Here is an 18,303-nt window from a genome sequence, read left to right on the forward strand (position 1 = left end):
TAGCGGCTTTGCATAGAAAATCACAAATTTATTTCCTTTATAAATGTAAGACTTTTTAGAACTAGAAAGATACCTTGGAGCAACTTGCTCCAAGGCTCTTGTTTACTTAGAATCCACCCATTCCGCCCATTGCTCCTGCACCCATAGGTGATGAAGCATTTTCTTCTTTGTTTGGTAGATCAACTATCATAGATTCTGTAGTAATGAGTGCACTTGCTACAGATACTGCTGTTTCAAAAGCAATACGAACTACTTTTGCCGGATCAATTACACCAGCTGTTGATGCGTTAGCATAGTTCATAACTTCAACATTATATATAAGCTCTTTATCATTCTGCTTCATTAGGTGATCAATGATCACAGCAGATTCAAGACCAGCATTTTTAACCAATCTTTTGATCGGAGCACTGAGAACTTTTTTAACAATGTTGATACCTATTTGCTCTTCATCGCTTGCAGCTTTTAGCTTATCAAGAGCAGATGCAGCGTAAAGAAGTGCAACTCCTCCACCTGGAACTATCCCTTCTTCAATTGCAGCTCTTGTTGCATGAAGTGCATCTTCTACTCTATCTCTACGTTCTTTTACTTCTACTTCGGTTGCTCCACCAACTTTGAGCACAGCAACGCCGCCTGATAATTTCGCTAAACGCTCTCTCAGCTTTTCTTTATCATAATCAGAGGTTGAAGTTTCAATCTGAGATTTAATCTGGTTAATTCTAGCATTTACTTTATTTTGTTTGTCACAGTTACTGTCTTCACTAACAATTGTAGTATTGTCTTTAGTGATTTTAACATTTTTGGCAGTACCAAGATCTTCGAGAGTTAAATCCTCCATCTTGATTCCAAGCTCATCTTTTATGACATACTTAGCACCTGTTAAAGCTGCTATGTCTTCGAGCATTTCCTTTCTCCTATCACCAAAGCCTGGAGCTTTTACTGCAGCAACTTTTAGACCACGTAATTTGTTGATCACTAAAGTGCTTAATGCTTCACCTTCAACATCTTCTGCAATGATAAACAAAGGTTTACCAGACTTAAAAATAGCCTCAAGAACAGGAAGTAAAGGTTGAATAATATTAAGTTTTTTTTCTGTAATCAGCAAATATGGATCATCAAGCTCCACGCTCATCTTTTCATTATTTGTAACAAAGTATGGAGAGAGGTAACCGCGGTCAAACTGCATACCCGTGGTAAGTTCTACTTCTAGTTCTTTTGAACCCTTACTCTCTTCAACAGTGATTACACCTTCTTTTCCAACTTTTTTAACAGCATCAGCAATGTTATTACCAATATCTTTATCACCGTTTGCAGAAATTATTGCAACTTGTGCAACTTCATCCATTTTCTCTAAAGAAATTGTACGAGACATTGACGCAACTTCCTTTAATATTACGTCTTTTGCCTTCTGTATTCCATTTTTGATACAAACACGATCATTTCCAGCTGCAATTGATTTTGAAGCTTCCATTATCATATTGCTAGTCAGTATTGAGCATGTTGTGGTACCATCACCAACTTTGTCATTACACTGAGAAGCACTTTGAGCAATGGTGCTTACTATCGCAGAGTGTAATGGTTTTTCAGGCTTTATGCCTTTCATTACCTTATAGCCATCCTTTGTGACCTCTGGTCCACCATATGGCTTGCTAATTCCTATTGTATTTCCCCTAGGCCCTGCAGTTGCTCCCACCGTTGAGTCAACCATTGCCGCAACTTCACGAAAGGCTTCTTGCAACTGTTCGCCTGATACTACTATGTTAGCCATTTTTATCACTCCTTAAATTAATAAAAAATTTAGAATATTAAAATACATAATGCACTATATAACGCATTAGTTTAGTAAAATAAAAATACCTACTTGATAACAGCAAGTATGTCTGACTCCTTCATCACGACATACTTTTCATTATCATGCTCTACTTCTGTTCCAGCCCACTGCCTGTAGAAAACCTTATCACCAGTTTTTACAGTTAAAGCTATGCGCTCTCCGCTCGAGTTGCGTGAACCACCACCAATTGCTATAATTTCACCTTTAGTAGGCTTCTTTTCAGCGCTTGATGGTAGTACAATTCCACCTTGTTTTTCTTCAGTGATAGGCTTTATTAGCACACTATCATCTAATACATTTAATTTTATACTTGACATTTATGCTTCCTCATTAAATATGATTAACCTACAATTCTATTTAGTCATCTAAAGGTTACATTTCAAGGGCTGGAGTTAGTAAGATATAAGAAAAAGTGTATAATTTAAGGTTTGAATAGAAGTTTTATGGGTTACATACCGCTAGCAAACCGTAGTGTAATATCTTTATACGGACCAGATACGAGAGATTTTCTTCAGGGTGTTATAACAAATGATATTAATAAACTAAGTAGCCAGCAGGCCATTTACTCTTTATTACTTAGTCCTCAGGGAAAATATCTATATGATTTTTTTCTTATTGAGTATGGTAAGTATATTTTCTTGGAATGTGAAAATGTATATGTACGGGAGATAATTGAAAGATTAAATCTGCTAAAAACTTATTTAAGAGTGAAAATCAAAGACGTTAGCGCGTTATATAAGGTTGGAGTTTTGTTTAACACTAAGTCAATAGAGAGTAGTAATGAGTCGCAAGTTATTTTTCAAGATCCAAGGCACAAATCTTTGGGAATTAGGATCATACATAAAGATGAAATAAAAGAACCGGTTGGAGATTTTATTCAGTATGAAAAAGTTAGAATTAAAAACCTTGTCCCAGATGGAGCAAAAGATATGGTGCAGAATTTATCATTTCCGCTGCAATACTTAATCGATAAGATAAATGGTATAAGCTTTAGTAAGGGGTGCTATATAGGTCAGGAAGTTGTAAATCGAATGAGTAGACAAGAAGTATTTAGAAGAAAACTTTACCTTATTGAGGGGGATAATGCACTTCCAAATATTGGCACTAAAGTAATCGATGAAAATAATGAGGAAGTAGGGGAGCTGCGCTCTAGTGTAGATAATATCGGTCTTGCATTGCTTAATACTGGAAAAAGCCACGCAAATTTATATGTCGGTGGAGTTAGCATTAAGACGTTATAAAATATCTATTTGAGTAAAAGCCCCTTTTTCTTGTTTGAGTATTTGTGATTAGAAGTATCTATTTAGCTTTACTGAATAGATACTTCATGTGTATTTACTTACAAGAGATCAGAACCACCAAGTGTTTCTTTTTGTGCGGACAAGGTTGTTTGAAATTCTTCTTCCAAATTCTTAAGGCAATCAAGCTTTTGTAGTTCTGTTTCTTCCTATTGAAGACATTCAAGTTTAGACGACATGAGTGTAGATTGTTCCATACACATCAGCTCTAATAATTCTTCGTCATGGTTTGGGTGGCGCGTTTTTGCTCGTTCAAGACATTCTGAATTCAATAGTTCTACTTCATTTCTAATGGAGTCAATGTCTCTCAAAAAACTTATGTTACTCATATAGACCTCTATTTGAAAAAAGAAAACTATACAATAAGATAATTAATAATCTACTAACTCATTGGAGTTGCTTGGGTTGTGCAAAGGTACCTTTCTCTTGTTTGAGTTATTCACAGAATTGTTAATAACTAAGTTGATAACCCAGAGAAATACATATTTTACGCATTATGAGTACTTTGGAGATTTATAATAAATATGATCTCCAAATACTAATATATATATAATTGAGAACAAAAAAACTGTGGATAATTTTGAAAGGTTAGATCAATTTAGATATATTTTGAAAGAAAAGAAACAAACAATGAAGCAACCAAGCTGATATAGTTATATAAAAACTAATATAATTAATTGCTATTTTAACACTTTTTTGATAATAGACAACTAATACCAACTCTCATTATTAATGAACCAAATAAGAAGCATTGCAGAGTTGTTTAACCGTGGAAGGGGAAAGAGAGGTAATAAATTTACACAAAGCGCTCTCAAGCAGAACAATTGTATCGTAGATTTTATTGCGCAAAATGTTCTGTTTTATATATAACCAAAACCTCTCAACAGGATTGAGGTCAGGTGAGTATGGTGGTAGGTATATAATTTCGATATTTTTAGGTATCTTTAAACTTTTTGACTTATGCCAACTAGCGCAATCCATCACGAGAAAAGCCTTTCGTATTCCTAAATATTGCGACATCTGTTCAAGGAATATATTTATACAAGCAGTGTTGACGTTTGGTGCAAATAAGCTAAAATTCTCTCCATTTCTGGGATTAACTGCACTATAGAGATAAAAATTTTCCCTACCTAATTTTACCTTAACCTGTGTCCTACTGCCTTTTTTAAACCACCCATGTCCAACTTTTGAATGTGTACCAAACCGTGATTCATCGAAGAAAAATAGCTCTTTTTCAGAATGCATGACAATAGTTTCATTGAGGTTTTTTTTTAAACTCCTCTTGCTTATTTTTATCCTGTCCACTATGAACTGGTCTTGGTGTGATATATGAGAATTTCATTCTTTGCATATTACGATGTATTGTGGATTTGCTGATATTCAAACCAAATCTTTCTTGGATTCTTATTCTCATTTCTCTAATAGTAATATTGGGGTTTTCCTCTATCCACACCTCAATTTGTTCAAGTTGACTTTGGTTCAATATAGTTTTTCTACGGCGTTGAGGTGGAGAAAATAATTTTTCTTTTCTTCCAAATTTTATGTGCTTTATCCATGTAGTAATTGCCTTTCTCGAAATGCAACATATTTTTGCTACAGCTGTTATACTGTGCTTTTTTGCTGCAATTACAGCATTTAGTTTTTTTGCAACATACGCATTATTTCTTACTTTCTTCAGCATCTCTTTTGCTGATTCCACCACTTTTTCATCCAATAATTTTGATCTTAATGCCATCTAAACCTCGCTATTTTACTTACTCCAGTATGGCTTTTTTTCCATTATTGTCTATTCGTTGCTTGTATAGCGGGAATTGGTATAAGAAGATGGGCAGAGTTTTTTGTAGAGGAGTTAAGATATTCAATAAGAAGTGTAACAAAAGAGAAGCTAAAGGATGGCATGTTGCGTAATAGGTATAGTTCAGTTAATGAACTTGCTAATGAAATTTATAAATCAGATGGAAAGCTGTTTGATGATATAATTAAAGGAGTTATAAATGAGGTGTATGGGAGAGTAGATACGAAAGAAATATTAAGTTATGTACGCAGTCATAATAATGTTGATCAGAGTATATCAGGTTATGTAGCTGTGTTTGATGCAATGCAAAGGAATGGTGATTTAAATAATAGTGCAATATTTAAGTTAGCTTACTCTATTAAAGAGGCAACGAGTTTTGATAAATATTCTAGTCTCGATTCAGAAAAAAGATCTGATCTTAAAAGGCTAAAAAGTAAATTACCAGAGTCAGTAAAGAATATAGTATTTGCGTCAAAAGTATGCATTAAAAATATTGATCATAATGAATATTTATATGCTGCTAGTAATTATTTGAGTTATGATGATGATAGAAGGAGAGTATTTACTTGGATTCCAAAAGATGAAAAGGATGATAAATTTAGATGGGAAATTAAACTTGATGGTGATGATTATTCTATAATGAATGTTGAATTTAATGAATATTTATACGGTGCTGTTGATTATTTTAATTATGATAACGAGAGGAGGAAAGTGTTTACTTGGATTCCGGGGGGCAGAGTTGGACGAGATACATGGAAGATAGAACCTATTGGTAGCAGCTGTTATATAATGAATGTTGAACTTAACGAATATTTATATGCTGCTGTTGATCATTTTAATTATGATGACGAGAGGAGGAGAGTATTTACTTGGATTCCAAAGAATTCAAAGAGTGATCAATTTAAATGGAATATTGAAGATTGTGGGCATGCTGTGAAAAGAAGGGATATCTCTAGTTCACATACTGATCTCAACTCAGATACGACAAGATCTTCAAGAAAAGCAGAACTAGATAAAGAATTGTTGAGTGCTACAAAGATTGGAAATCTTAGTGAAGTGAAAAATCTTGTTAATCAAGGGGCTAGCGTTGATGCTGAAGATAAAGATGGTAATACCCCTTTTCATAACGCTGCATTGAAAGGGTATTTGACTATAGCTCAGTATCTTGTTGAGAAAGGTGTTGATGTCAATGCTTCTAATGAAGATGGTTGGACACCTATGCATGGATCTGCATTGAAAGGTCATTTAGAGGTTGTAAGGTTCTTGATAGAAAAAGGTGCAAATATTAGTGCTGAGAACATTTTTGGTGAGAAACCTATACATTGTGCTGCAAAGAGAAACAATAAAGATATCATAGAAGTTCTTCTCAGAAAAGGGGCAAGTATCAATGATGCTGATAAAAATGGTAGAACACCTCTATATTTTGCCTCTTGGAACGGTTACTTAGGTTTAGTAGAATATTTTGTACGTGATAAAAAGGCAAATATAAACATCAAGGATAAGTATGGAAAAACACCACTAGACGTTGCTATTGATAGGAACCATATCAGTGTTATAGGATATTTAAGTAAAAAACAATTGGAATTATGTAAGGAGCTATTGGTTGTAGTACAAAGTGGTGATCTTAGTAAAGTTCAAGACCTTGTAAATCAAGGTGCTAGTTTAGATATTCAAAGTGAGGATGGTTTGACGCTGTTACATTTTGCTTTTATTAATAATCGTTTAGATATAGCAGGGTATCTTATAAAAGAAGGAGTTGATATTAATGTTAGGGATAATGATGGTGCTACTTGTCTACATTATGTTTCAAGATTTGGTCGCTTGAATGCAGTGAAGTATCTGATAAGTAAAGGCGCTGATATCGATGCTGAAGATAGTAATGATAGAACTCCTCTAGATGTTGCAGACTCAAGTATAATCAAGATTTTGAGGCAGGCACACTTAGATAAAGAATTATTAATAACTGTACAAAGTAGTGATCTTGAGAGGATAAAAAGTCTTATTGCTCAGGGGGTGAGCAAGGATGAGCATGGTGCATACTATTTTGCTTGGATCGGTAACTTAGGTACAGTCAAGTTTATTGTTGAGAACGAGGGTGGTGTTAATGTTACTGATAAATATGGCTGCACACTACTACACTGGGCTGCACGGGGAGGACATTTAGAGATTGTAAAGTTTTTATTAGAAAAGGGAGCTAATATCAATGCTAGGAGTATTCTTGGTAGAACGCCTATACATGTTGCTGCTATAAACAATCGCAAAAATATTGTAGAATTTTTTATCAGTAAGGGAGCGGATATTAATGATGCTGACAAAGATGGTTGGACACCTCTACACTGGGCTGCATCAAGAGGTAATTTAGAGGTTACAAAGTTTTTAGTAGAAAAAGGTGCTAATATTAATGCTGAGAATGTTTTTGGCAGAAAACCTATACATCGTGCTGCTGAAGACAATCATAAGAATATTATAGATTTTCTCCTGAGCAAGGGGGTAAGCGTTGATGATGCTGATAAACAAGGTCATACACCATTGTACTGGGCTTCTTGGGGTGGACATTTGGATATGGTAAAGTATCTTATAGGTAAAGGAGCCGATATCAATGCTAAAGATAAGGATGGTAAAACACCACTAGGTATTGCTAGAGATAAAGGATATAACAATATTGTAAATTATTTAGAGGAAGAACTCAATAAAGAGAGAGAAAAACCTGTACAACGAAAACGCCGTCATCACCATGGAGATCATGCTCGTCATCATATGTCAAGAAAACCTCTTGCTATAGATTCAAGTAATCAACCTGAGGTAGCAGCAAGTAGTGGTACAAGACCATCTTCATGGATAAATAATTGTATTTCTTGGGCGAAAAAATTAGCAGCCAGCACTTTCTCTATAATTCCTGCATTACCCTCTCAATACAACGTTGCAGACAAGAATAATGTAAAAAGTGATAATAAAAACATACCACAAAGTACAGCATCTGTTGGTTGGAATAAATTCCTAAATAATGAAAATATTGCTCTTGCGAGTTGTGTTGCCGATGCGTTAGATAATACTCCAAGTAGACGCTATCAAGGTTTAATGAGTAAAGGAGTAGAAGTTGTGCCAAGCAGCAGAGTTGCAGTTGAATTTGCTCTTAAAAAATTTAATTCATTTGTAGAAGATAAAATAAGAAACCTAGAATCAAAAGAACAAGCTAGAATACGTGTTGAACTTAAAGATGCGTATCCAGAAATAATAGCAAGCTTGGAAAGAGGAGTTGAATTTAGTGGTAATGTTGGGTTAGATAAAGTTTTAGAAAAGTCCAAGAAGCGCTTTTGTACAAATGTCCTACAAAAGGATAAAGTATCAACTTGTCTTTCTGGTGTGAGAGTAACCAAGCTTGAAAATAATTTGAGTAGGTAAATGAGAATATGAAAGATATAATATGCCAAATAGTGGAAAGTTTACAATAGAATTTAAAGTGGGGGTGGTAGGTCCCAGTATCAAGTTTGATGGTTCTAATACTAAAATGGATGAAGTAGACATTAAATGCTAAGTGGTTAATGTGTCTTCCATATTGAATTTACAGCACGTAGCTTTGGTATAGAAGTTTGGGTAACGTTATGATAGTAGTTTATATAATTCTATGTGCAATCTTTATAGCCATTTTAGACAGTTCACTAGATTCTTAATTAGGGGATATTTCTAACTTAGAGAAGGTTTTCATAAATGTTTAAGTGAATAAGTAGGGATTATGTTTTTTTCTTAAGTTGCAAAATTTCAGAATGAGAGGGGAGTGTTAAATAAACTGTGTCAAGCCGCATTTTTAGTTCAACTCAATTTTCAGTCTGTTGGGAAAGAAAATGTCAAGCTGAGACATAGTTAATGACCAATTAGGCAAAGCTGTAGTCCACTTTTGCTCTACCTTTTTTATAGCACAATATACCTTTTGTACAAGGCATTTGTATTAGTAAATGAGCCCTTAGTTTTAGTAAATTTCCTAATTTGTCTATGCAATCCCTCAATTGGATTGGTGGTGTAAATCAGCTTCCTAACTGGTCCAGAATACTTAAAATAACCAGACAAATTTTCCCAATTGTTTTGCCATGATTTTGTAACCAAGGGATATTTTTCACTCCATTTTTCTTCCAGCTCAAGCAAATAATTCTCAGCAATCTCTTTACTTGAAGCACGATATATTTTTTTCAAATCATTTATGAAAACTTTTACATCTTTGCTAGATACATACTTCAGTGAATTCCTTATCTGATGCACTATGCATAGCTGTACTTCTGCTTTAGGAAATACACTATTTATAGCGGTAGGAAAGCTTTTTAGCCCATCAATACAGGCAATTAGAATATCTTCTACTCCTCTTTCTTTGAGGTCATTTAGTACTCCCAACCAGAAGTTAGCTCCTTCACTTTCAGCCAAATAAAAACCTAATACTTCTTTTCTGCCATTTTGATTTATGCCCAATATATTATACATACATTTACTTATGCAATGTCCGTCCTCCTTGACCTTAAAAAACATGCCATCCATAAATACTATTGGATACACTGATTGCAGTGGGCGGCTGCGCCATTCATTGATTACTGGTAGCAGTTTATCGGTAATACTAGATATCTCTGCTGCTGATATTTTGTGGTCATATATTTCCTCAACATGTGAAGCTATATCTCTGTATCCCATGCCACTGGCATATGTGCTTAAGACCTTTGCTTCAAGTTCTGGATGTAGGCTTGTTTGCCTTTTTTTGACTATTTGTGGTTCAAAGCTTCCCTCCCTATCTCTTGGTGTTAGCAGCTCAAATGAGCCTGCACTCGTGCGTAAAGTTTTTGCGTTTCTCCCATTTCTTCGGTTATTTTCTTCACTTTCAGCTGACATGTAGCTTTCTATTTCACCTTCCAGACTTGCCTCTAGCAACCTTTTTATAAACGGTGTTAATGCTCCATCTCTTCCTGTCAATGGTCTTCCTTCTCGTATAGATGACAGGATATTTGTTTCTAATTCTTTATAATCTACCAAACCAGTAGTTCTATTTGCTTGACTCATATCAAACCTCCATTTTTTATATCAATTTATTACTTTTTTTTTCGGTTTGACACACTTTTTTGAACGTTCCCAATGAGAGAGACCGGTAATTTGAGTTATAACATCTATAGAGACACCGGCCTTGAGTGAGTTTTTGGCAACTTCAATTTTACCTTCAATTTTACCTTCAATTTTACCTTGTTCATGGCCGATTTGTATGCCTTCTTGTCTACCTTTGTGAGTAGCATCATCGAGTTTTTGAGCAAGGACAGCCTGTTCATCACGAATACGCTTGATCTCTTGTTCATAGGCTATAAATTCTTTTTCTGACCAGTTGAATCTATTTAGTTCTTCATATGCTCTTTTAATTATTAGATCACTTCCTATTATTCTCTCTAGCTCTTCTTCACTAGTTTCGTCTGCATATCTAAAGAAGTAGACCCATTTTTCAACTATACTTGAAAGCTGATCTTCTTTGGTTTTTGGAAATTTAGGCAACTCAATAAATATAAAGTAAAAATCTTTTAGATCATGTTCATTAGTATCTTCATCTCGAATAGTATGCTTTGATTTGTACTCGGATTTATCAGGAAACAGTATACAATCTGCTATAGCAATAAAAATAATTTCCTTAAGGTCATGGTATTGATCGCCTTTATCAACTTGTCTTGAATAAGCTTTAGCGGCATAGTATTGGGCACGTTTTTCAAAGCCTTTAGTTTTAGCGACCTGCATTTCAACTATCACTTGCAGCCCATTTTCATCTCTACAAAGAACATCAACAATGCTTTGTTTTTTAGAAGCAATATCAGGGTCTTGAATAGTACTTAAAAACTCTATATCCTGTATTGCATTTTTTCCGGAAAAGCCGAGAATATCATTAAGGAAGTGAATAAGAATATCTTTATTTTTTTCAGTACCAAAGATGCGCTTAAATGATATATCATTCTTGGGATCGAGAAACTTCGAAAGAGCCATGACGAATTAACCTAAAAAGCATTGATAATTATACACAATTGTGAAGAAATATTCAACTAAAATTCAAACATAGAAAGAAGCATCCCTTTTGTATATCTTTATTTGGTAGTATTAAACTGTATAATATTTATGGCAAATATCTCTATAAGGTATCAGATAGCACAAAAAGTAAGGAGCTGGAGGTTAAAGCGAGGCTATACTCAAAAAGATTTAGCGGGAAAAATCGGCGTAACGTATCAAATAGTACTACAATATGAAAAAGGAACACGTAAAATTTCGATTGAGAAGTTATACGCTATGGCAGAGATATTATCAATTAATATTAAGGATCTTATTCCTGTATCAAATGAAAAAATCTGTCTTGAAGATGAGGGGGAAGAAATATTAAATTTAGTAAGAGAATATAAAAAGATTAATGATCAAGAGTTACGTAAGATATTTTGTTTACTAACCAAGTTTGTTCAAATTAGTGAGAAAAGTAGTAAAAAAGCAGAGAAAATAAAAATTGCAAAGGGTCTGGTTAAAGGAGGAGTTTCTGTTGATATTGTTGCAAAAACAATTGGTCTCTCTGCTGATGAATGTGTTGAAGAAAAAGGAGGTTCTATTTACTGCCAAATAGGAAAGAAGATAAAAGAATGGAGACTAGTGAGAGAGTATACTCAAAAGGATTTGGCTGAGAAAATGGATACAACACGTGACGAAATAAGCAACTATGAGCAAGGACGTGTGGCCATTCCACTGGAAAAATTATATGCAATAGCAGAAACATTATCAATTAGCATTACAGATCTGCTCATAGAGGAAGATGAGATAGTAGAAGATGAGCTACCTGATTTAATAAAAGAATACAAAAAAATTGGGAGTAAAGAATTACGCTATGCGCTAATAAAATCTCTGTTTGAAAGCATACAAATTTGCGAAGAGAAAGTGAAAAGAGCAGAAAAAATGAAAATTGCAAAGGATTTAGTGAAAGGAGGAATTCCAATCAACATTATTTTGCAAACGATAGGCCTCTCTTTAGACGAAATTCAACAAGTTTAAAATAAAAAATCATCATATATTAATATCTTCACTTCTTGATGAAAAAATAAGTAAAAAAGATTGAGAAATTGATTTGACTCCACTCGAAATCTATGGCTTTATGCCAATGCTGATAAAAAACAGCAGTAAATAATTAAAAACAATTTGTTATTAACGAGGAGTATATTTTATGAATAATGGTAAAAAACTTACAGAAGAAATAGAGAGAGTATTACAGAGTGGAGGAGGAAGTGCTCTGTTTGATCGTGAAATAATGGCAGTGCTTCTAGGAGCAGTTCACGACAGAAAGCAAGCACAAGATGTTACTAAAACTCTAATGGATAATTGCCCAGGAATAGGAGAAATTTTAGGACGAGAAATCGATGATTTGAAAATGATAGAAGGAATGACCGAATATGCAGCCGCAGCAATTGAATGTGTTAAAGAAGCTCACAAGAGAGCACTCAGAGAAGGATTAAAGAGAGGCCCAGTAATGGATAGCCAAGAAAAGCTGATAGAGTATGTAAGGGTAAATATAGGCTTTTCAGCAAAAGAAGCTGTTCAGATAATATATTTGGATAAACAGAACCGTCTGATAAGAGATGAAGTGTATTTTGGTACAATAGATGAAGTACACCTATCTGAAAGGAAAGTGGTAAAAAAGGCGTTATCAATGGAAGCAGCGTCAATAATATTAGCTCATAACCATCCGGGAGGGAGTTTAGAACCATCAGAAGATGATAAAGTAATGACTAGAGAATTAGTGTCAGCATGTCAAGGAGTGGGAATTGAGCTAGAGGATCACATTATTATGACAGACAAAGGATATTGCAGTTTTAAGGAAAGAGAGCTGTTATAAACCAAATTTCAATTGCTTGAGAAGTTTGGCTACTACACAGTAGCAAAAAAACTTATACCAACTCTCATTATTAATGAACCAAATAAGAAGCATTGCAGAGTTGTTTAACCGTGGAAGGGGAAAGAGAGGTAATAAAATTACACAAAGCGCTCTCAAGCAGAACAATTGTATCGTAGATTTTATTGCGCAAAATGTTCTGTTTTATATATAACCAAAACCTCTCAACAGGATTGAGGTCAGGTGAGTATGGTGGTAGGTATATAATTTCGATATTTTTAGGTATCTTTAAACTTTTTGACTTATGCCAACTAGCGCAATCCATCACGAGAAAAGCCTTTCGTATTCCTAAATATTGCGACATCTGTTCAAGGAATATATTTATACAAGCAGTGTTGACGTTTGGTGCAAATAAGCTAAAATTCTCTCCATTTCTGGGATTAACTGCACTATAGAGATAAAAATTTTCCCTACCTAATTTTACCTTAACCTGTGTCCTACTGCCTTTTTTAAACCACCCATGTCCAACTTTTGAATGTGTACCAAACCGTGATTCATCGAAGAAAAATAGCTCTTTTTCAGAATGCATGACAATAGTTTCATTGAGGTTTTTTTTTAAACTCCTCTTGCTTATTTTTATCCTGTCCACTATGAACTGGTCTTGGTGTGATATATGAGAATTTCATTCTTTGCATATTACGATGTATTGTGGATTTGCTGATATTCAAACCAAATCTTTCTTGGATTCTTATTCTCATTTCTCTAATAGTAATATTGGGGTTTTCCTCCATCCACACCTCAATTTGTTCAAGTTGACTTTGGTTCAATATAGTTTTTCTACGGCGTTGAGGTGGAGAAAATAATTTTTCTTCTCTTCCAAATTTTATGTGCTTTATCCATGTAGTAATTGCCTTTCTCGAAATGCAACATATTTTTGCTACAGCTGTTATACTGTGCTTTTTTGCTGCAATTACAGCATTTAGTTTTTTTGCAACATACGCATTATTTCTTACTTTCTTCAGCATCTCTTTTGCTGATTCCACCACTTTTTCATCCAATAATTTTGATCTTAATGCCATCTAAACCTCGCTATTTTACTTACTCCAGTATGGCTTTTTTTCCATTATTGTCTATTCGTTGCTTGTATAGCGGGAATTGGTATAAAAATATCGAAATTATATACCTACCACCATACTCACCTGACCTCAATCCTGTTGAGAGGTTTTGGTTATATATAAAACAGAACATTTTGCGCAATAAAATCTACGATACAATTGTTCTGCTTGAGAGCGCTTTGTGTAAATTTATTACCTCTCTTTCCCCTTCCACGGTTAAACAACTCTGCAATGCTTCTTATTTGGTTCATTAATAATGAGAGTTGGTATAACTATTTAATTTTGATGTTTATTTTATTTAAGTTTTAGCACATTCTTATAGAAGTTGCCTATATAGGTTGTTTTTTATTTCTGTTAAGCTTATATTAAAAATTTAAGCTTACCTATGAGGTTACTAATTGCGCTATTTTTATTATTCTTCATAGGAGGAAGTGCTGATGCTAGGGTAATTCTGGATAAAGAAATATTTTATGCAGAACTAGATGGAAAAATAGATTTAAGATTCGGCTACGCTTTCAACAGAGATTCTTTTAGCTCTACCAAAGACAAGACCTCAAGTTATTCAGACCTGCGCTTTCTTTATTTGCAGCAAGTTTATCCAAATACTCAAATGGGTTTTGATGTTAAGGCAGGAGTTTCTGGTATTGCAAACTTAAAGGCACTAGACATAGAAAAGTTAGAAATGGAAAAGTGGTATTTTATCATAAAGAATCAGGAGTTTGGATCATTTGAATATGGTAAAGGAAGTTTGGTTAGTCAGAGTATGTTAATTAACACTTCAAAAATTTATACAGCTGCTGGAGGAATAAATGGTCATTGGACAAACTATGCAAATTTGCGCGGTAATGGAAAAAAAGATGATGACCCTGGGTATGATAAGGACAAGGTATTTTGGGTAAAACCCAATATTTACAGCGACTATAATGGACTAGAGCTGAAGTTAAAACAACCAACGATAAACTATATTTCTCCTGAAATTCATAACTTTCAACTTGGGTTCAGTTATGTTCCAGGAAAGAATAATTTACAATATAACAACCTAATAGCTGCCGGTCTTTCCTATAAAAATGGCCTATCAGATGAAATAAATTTTACTACTGCTTTGACTGGCGAATTTGCAAGAGAGAATTTAACTGACTGTACAAACGAAAATTCTAGTGATCTTCAGTGTCATAATCAATTACTGCACTGGAATTTTGGCTTGAAGCTAAAACTTTTTGAACTTGATTGCATTTTGTCGTACGGTAATGGTGGTAAATCTGGTGAGAAGCGTACTCATGAGACAAATAATATGCATTATGTAAATGCAGGTATTGCTTATCATTCTGATTCTCGTAAAGTGAGCTTAACATATTTTAATAGTGTTAGGGATATTGCAGACAAAGGTACAAACGAATTAACATCACAGGCTTTCAGTCTTGAATATCCATTGGCTGTTGGTACTTCATATTACTTTGATATTGTAAGATTTAGTACTAAGGAGCCTGCAGTGGAAGATAATAACTCCGGGTATGTGCTTTTGGCCGGATTGAAGCTAAGTTTTTAGTGAAGTAACTGGTATGTAAGTATTGTAATAATGGGAGTAAAATTGAGTTGTTAATATATTTAATATTATAAAAATAACTATTACATAAGATTTTCAATAAAAAGACATTCTGTTACTAATCTAAGTGTAGGAGAAAACAGTTATTAATTAGCAAACCAAACCCTTCAATAAGCGCATCTCTTCAGGTGCTCTTTTTTCTTTTTTATATATAAAAAAATTAGATAGTATTGTGAGTGCGGTTTTTTCTGTGTTCTGATGCTTTTCAATTCTATAGCTTTTGTATTGAATGTCCTTTTTTTACTACTATTTCTCTATATCATTGCAAGAAAGAACAGGAAGCTAAGTGAGGAAAATATAAAGTCAGCAAATCTTGAGAAGAATTTACTTAAAGTAGAGCATGAGTTTCAAGAGACAAGGCGAACTTTACTGAATAAGGATGAGGAAATAGTTGATTTGAAAGTGAGGAACGCAGAGCTTGAAGTAATTTTGCAAAAAGAACGTGAGGAAAAGAGAAAAGAGATGGAGTTACTGACAAAAGCAGAGGAGAGGCTTACGAACACTTTTAAAGCGCTTTCTCTTGATGCTTTGCAGGTAAACAATAATAATTTTCTGAATTTAGCGAAGGAAGTAATCGATAATAAACTAAAAGAAACAGAAAGTGACTTCAAAAAAAGGCAAGCAACGATCAACGAAGTTGTCACTCCAATAAAAGAAAAATTAGAAAAATTCGACAGTGAAATACGTGAGCTAGAAAAAGAGAGGGTAGGGGCCTACGAAGGTTTAAGGGAGCAAATTGGAGCATTAATGAACCAAACTTCTAGCCTTGCTAACGCCCTGAGGAAACCTCACATTAGAGGTAAGTGGGGTGAAATGCAGCTCAAAAGAGTGATAGAGATGGCGGGAATGATTGAATATTGCGATTTTTTTACTCAAGCTTCAGTGATTGATAAAAATGAGGACAATTTGTTACGTCCTGATTTAATAGTAAAAATGCCATCAGGAAAGCAAATAATAATAGATGCTAAAGTACCACTTGATTCTTACATGGATGCTATGTCACAAAATGATTTACAGATACAAAAGGAAAAATTGAAGAATCATTCTCTGGCAATAAAAAAACATATAAATGATCTAGGCAGAAAGGAATATTGGAACCAATTTGAAAATACGCCAGAGCTTGTGGTGCTTTTTTTAACAGGAGAAGGGGTTTTCAGCGCAGCACTAGAATGTGAACCAGCTTTGATAGAAATTGGAATAGAAAAAAAAGTAATTATTGCAACACCAATCACTTTAATCGCGCTACTTAGGGCAGTAGCCTATGGATGGAAGCAAGAGATGATAGCTGAAAATGCAAAGAAAATAAGTGAACTAGGCCATATTTTATATGAGCGAATCTGCACAATGGGTGAAAATTTTGATAATTTACGCAGAAGCTTAAAAAGTGCTGTTGATCATTACAATAAAACTGCTGGTTCGCTTGAGGCAAGAGTGTTTCCTGCTGCCCGAGAATTCAATAAGCTTGGTATACATGCAAAAAATAAAGAACTAACTGCTGCAAAAGAGTTGGAATCTTTACCACGCAGTTTACATGCTGAGGGGTTGAAAGTAGATTAGTATTTCAGGTCTCCTTAACTTACATTTGCTGATTAAAACAACTTTCTAAAAATTTTTTTTATATAGCTCAATTCCTGCACATCATTTGCTGCATAAACAGGTATAGTTTGTTGCTCAGTACCAGGTATTTCTATAAAAATTTTGCCCACTTCTTGACCTTTTTTAATTGGTGCGGGTACCATATCTTTATACTCAATACGCACTTTAATTTTATCATGTAATCTGCGGTTATAAGTTATGGTAACATCGTTTGCAACTGTAACGGGCACTTTTTTATCTTTTCCATAAACAATATTTATTTCTTCAACTACGCTATCCTTAGCAAATATTTTCTTGGTATTAAAATGATTTAAGGAATATTGTATTAGTCTTTTTGCTTCCTCTATTCGCTCTTTCTCGGTGTCCAAACCATTCACAACAGCAAAAATTCTCCTATCGTTCCGTTTTGCAGATGCTATAATACCATAACCACCAGCACTCGTATGACCTGTCTTTAGACCATCAACTCCAATATCATGAAAAAGCAGAAGATTTTTGTTTTTTTGTACAATATCGTTGTGTGTCAAATATTGCTCAGAAAATAAATCATAATACTCAGGAAAATCGGTGAAAATCCTTTTTGCCAGTGTCACCAAGTCTTTTGCACTCATAAAATGGTCTTCATCTGGCCATCCACTTGAGTTAACAAAATGACTATCATTAAGATTTAAATCTTGTGCAACTTCATTCATTTCAGCAACAAAATTCTCTTCTGATCCTGCGATACCCTCGGCTAGCACTATGCATGCATCATTACCTGAGGCGATTGTAACTCCTTCAAGTAATTCTTTTACCATAATAAATTGACCTTCTTTCAAAAACATAGAAGAGCCTTTCCTTTCCCATGCTTTTCTACTTACTCGAAATTTATCTTCCATTTTTATTATTCCAGCTTTTAGATAGTCAAAAGCTACATATAAAGTCATTAACTTGCTCATTGAAGATGGGGCCATTTTTTCACTGGAATTATGGTCAAAAATGAAAGAGTCTGAAGCTAAATCTAAAACAACTGCTTGCTTTGCTTTAGTTCTAAACTGATATGAGTACGAATTAAAAGGGAGTATAAAAATTAATAGCAAAGTTACTAATTTGCTTAACATATTTATAATTTTAAATTTATAGTGTACTAATTAATAGTATGATTTTGCACGAGCATTTCAATATATCTCTTGCATAAAACTTCCTTGACAAACTGCGC

Annotated in this window: 13 protein-coding genes and 2 pseudogenes; 8 read left to right on the top strand and 7 right to left on the bottom strand. The window is 34.2% G+C overall.

The window, feature by feature from the left end; all coding sequences use genetic code 11:
- Positions 1–106: 106 nt before the first annotated feature.
- On the bottom strand, positions 107–1,765 hold the full coding sequence (gene groL / locus ABWU62_RS05390; RefSeq protein ID WP_353287766.1) for a chaperonin GroEL: 1,659 nt from the start codon (positions 1,763–1,765) through the stop codon (positions 107–109).
- A gap of 89 nt (positions 1,766–1,854) precedes the next feature.
- Positions 1,855–2,136 carry a co-chaperone GroES gene (locus ABWU62_RS05395; RefSeq protein ID WP_353288176.1) on the bottom strand — a complete coding sequence of 94 codons (282 nt, stop codon included), beginning with the start codon at positions 2,134–2,136 and terminating at the stop codon, positions 1,855–1,857.
- A 135-nt stretch (positions 2,137–2,271) separates the two neighbouring features.
- On the opposite strand from ABWU62_RS05395, the gene ABWU62_RS05400 reads away from it, so the two are divergent.
- Positions 2,272–3,069: a YgfZ/GcvT domain-containing protein gene (locus tag ABWU62_RS05400; RefSeq protein ID WP_353288177.1), complete on the top strand. Its 798-nt coding sequence runs from the start codon at positions 2,272–2,274 to the stop codon at positions 3,067–3,069.
- Between the two features lie 786 nt (positions 3,070–3,855).
- Here the strand turns inward: ABWU62_RS05400 and ABWU62_RS05405 are convergent.
- Positions 3,856–4,861, bottom strand: a protein-coding gene (locus ABWU62_RS05405) for an IS630 family transposase (protein WP_353287112.1) whose coding sequence is annotated in 2 segments (ribosomal slippage) — positions 3,856–4,398 and positions 4,400–4,861 — 1,005 coding nt in all. Because the reading frame shifts where the segments join, the coding sequence is not laid out codon by codon here.
- Between ABWU62_RS05405 and ABWU62_RS05410 the strand changes: the two genes are divergently transcribed.
- Both ABWU62_RS05410 and ABWU62_RS05415 read left to right on the top strand, forming a co-directional pair.
- Entirely contained in the window at positions 4,855–5,034 is a 180-nt protein-coding gene (locus ABWU62_RS05410; RefSeq protein ID WP_353287767.1) for a hypothetical protein, read from the top strand. The genes ABWU62_RS05405 and ABWU62_RS05410 overlap by 7 nt on opposite strands.
- Positions 5,024–8,323, top strand: a complete 3,300-nt coding sequence (locus ABWU62_RS05415; protein WP_353287768.1) for an ankyrin repeat domain-containing protein — start codon at positions 5,024–5,026, stop codon at positions 8,321–8,323. The genes ABWU62_RS05410 and ABWU62_RS05415 overlap by 11 nt, the downstream gene beginning before the upstream one ends.
- A 403-nt stretch (positions 8,324–8,726) precedes the next feature.
- Here ABWU62_RS05415 and ABWU62_RS05420 read toward each other — a convergent pair.
- Both ABWU62_RS05420 and ABWU62_RS05425 read right to left on the bottom strand, forming a co-directional pair.
- Positions 8,727–9,958 (bottom strand): annotated as a pseudogene (locus ABWU62_RS05420) (IS256 family transposase).
- A gap of 21 nt (positions 9,959–9,979) precedes the next feature.
- Positions 9,980–10,915 (bottom strand): Rpn family recombination-promoting nuclease/putative transposase, encoded by a 936-nt coding sequence (locus ABWU62_RS05425; RefSeq protein WP_353287769.1) that lies wholly within the window; start codon positions 10,913–10,915, stop codon positions 9,980–9,982.
- 129 nt (positions 10,916–11,044) lie between these two features.
- Here ABWU62_RS05425 and ABWU62_RS05430 point away from each other — a divergent pair, with 129 nt between their 5' ends.
- A complete protein-coding gene (locus tag ABWU62_RS05430; RefSeq protein ID WP_353288178.1) occupies positions 11,045–11,956 on the top strand; it encodes a helix-turn-helix domain-containing protein in 912 nt (303 codons plus the stop codon).
- Between the two features lie 169 nt (positions 11,957–12,125).
- A complete protein-coding gene (locus ABWU62_RS05435; RefSeq protein ID WP_353287770.1) occupies positions 12,126–12,794 on the top strand; it encodes a RadC family protein in 669 nt (222 codons plus the stop codon).
- Positions 12,795–12,864: 70 nt separating this feature from the next.
- On the opposite strand, the gene ABWU62_RS05440 is transcribed toward ABWU62_RS05435, so the two are convergent.
- A protein-coding gene (locus ABWU62_RS05440) for an IS630 family transposase (RefSeq protein ID WP_353287619.1) occupies positions 12,865–13,870 on the bottom strand; the annotation gives its coding sequence in 2 pieces (ribosomal slippage) (positions 12,865–13,407 and positions 13,409–13,870; 1,005 coding nt in all).
- 83 nt (positions 13,871–13,953) lie between these two features.
- Between ABWU62_RS05440 and ABWU62_RS05445 the strand changes: the two are divergent.
- From ABWU62_RS05445 to ABWU62_RS05455, 3 genes and pseudogenes are all read left to right on the top strand, one after another.
- A pseudogene (locus ABWU62_RS05445) lies at positions 13,954–14,160 on the top strand (transposase); the annotation flags it as partial.
- A gap of 131 nt (positions 14,161–14,291) precedes the next feature.
- On the top strand, positions 14,292–15,452 hold the full coding sequence (locus ABWU62_RS05450; RefSeq protein ID WP_353287771.1) for a porin: 1,161 nt from the start codon (positions 14,292–14,294) through the stop codon (positions 15,450–15,452).
- Between the two features lie 255 nt (positions 15,453–15,707).
- Positions 15,708–17,066 carry a DNA recombination protein RmuC gene (locus tag ABWU62_RS05455; RefSeq protein WP_353287772.1) on the top strand — a complete coding sequence of 453 codons (1,359 nt, stop codon included), beginning with the start codon at positions 15,708–15,710 and terminating at the stop codon, positions 17,064–17,066.
- Between the two features lie 32 nt (positions 17,067–17,098).
- Here ABWU62_RS05455 and ABWU62_RS05460 read toward each other — a convergent pair whose 3' ends face one another.
- Complete coding sequence (locus tag ABWU62_RS05460) at positions 17,099–18,205, bottom strand: D-alanyl-D-alanine carboxypeptidase family protein (protein ID WP_353287773.1); 1,107 nt, start codon at positions 18,203–18,205, stop codon at positions 17,099–17,101.
- Positions 18,206–18,303: the final 98 nt, after the last annotated feature.

The organism is Wolbachia endosymbiont (group B) of Gerris lacustris (assembly GCF_964028355.1).
GTDB lineage: Bacteria > Pseudomonadota > Alphaproteobacteria > Rickettsiales > Anaplasmataceae > Wolbachia.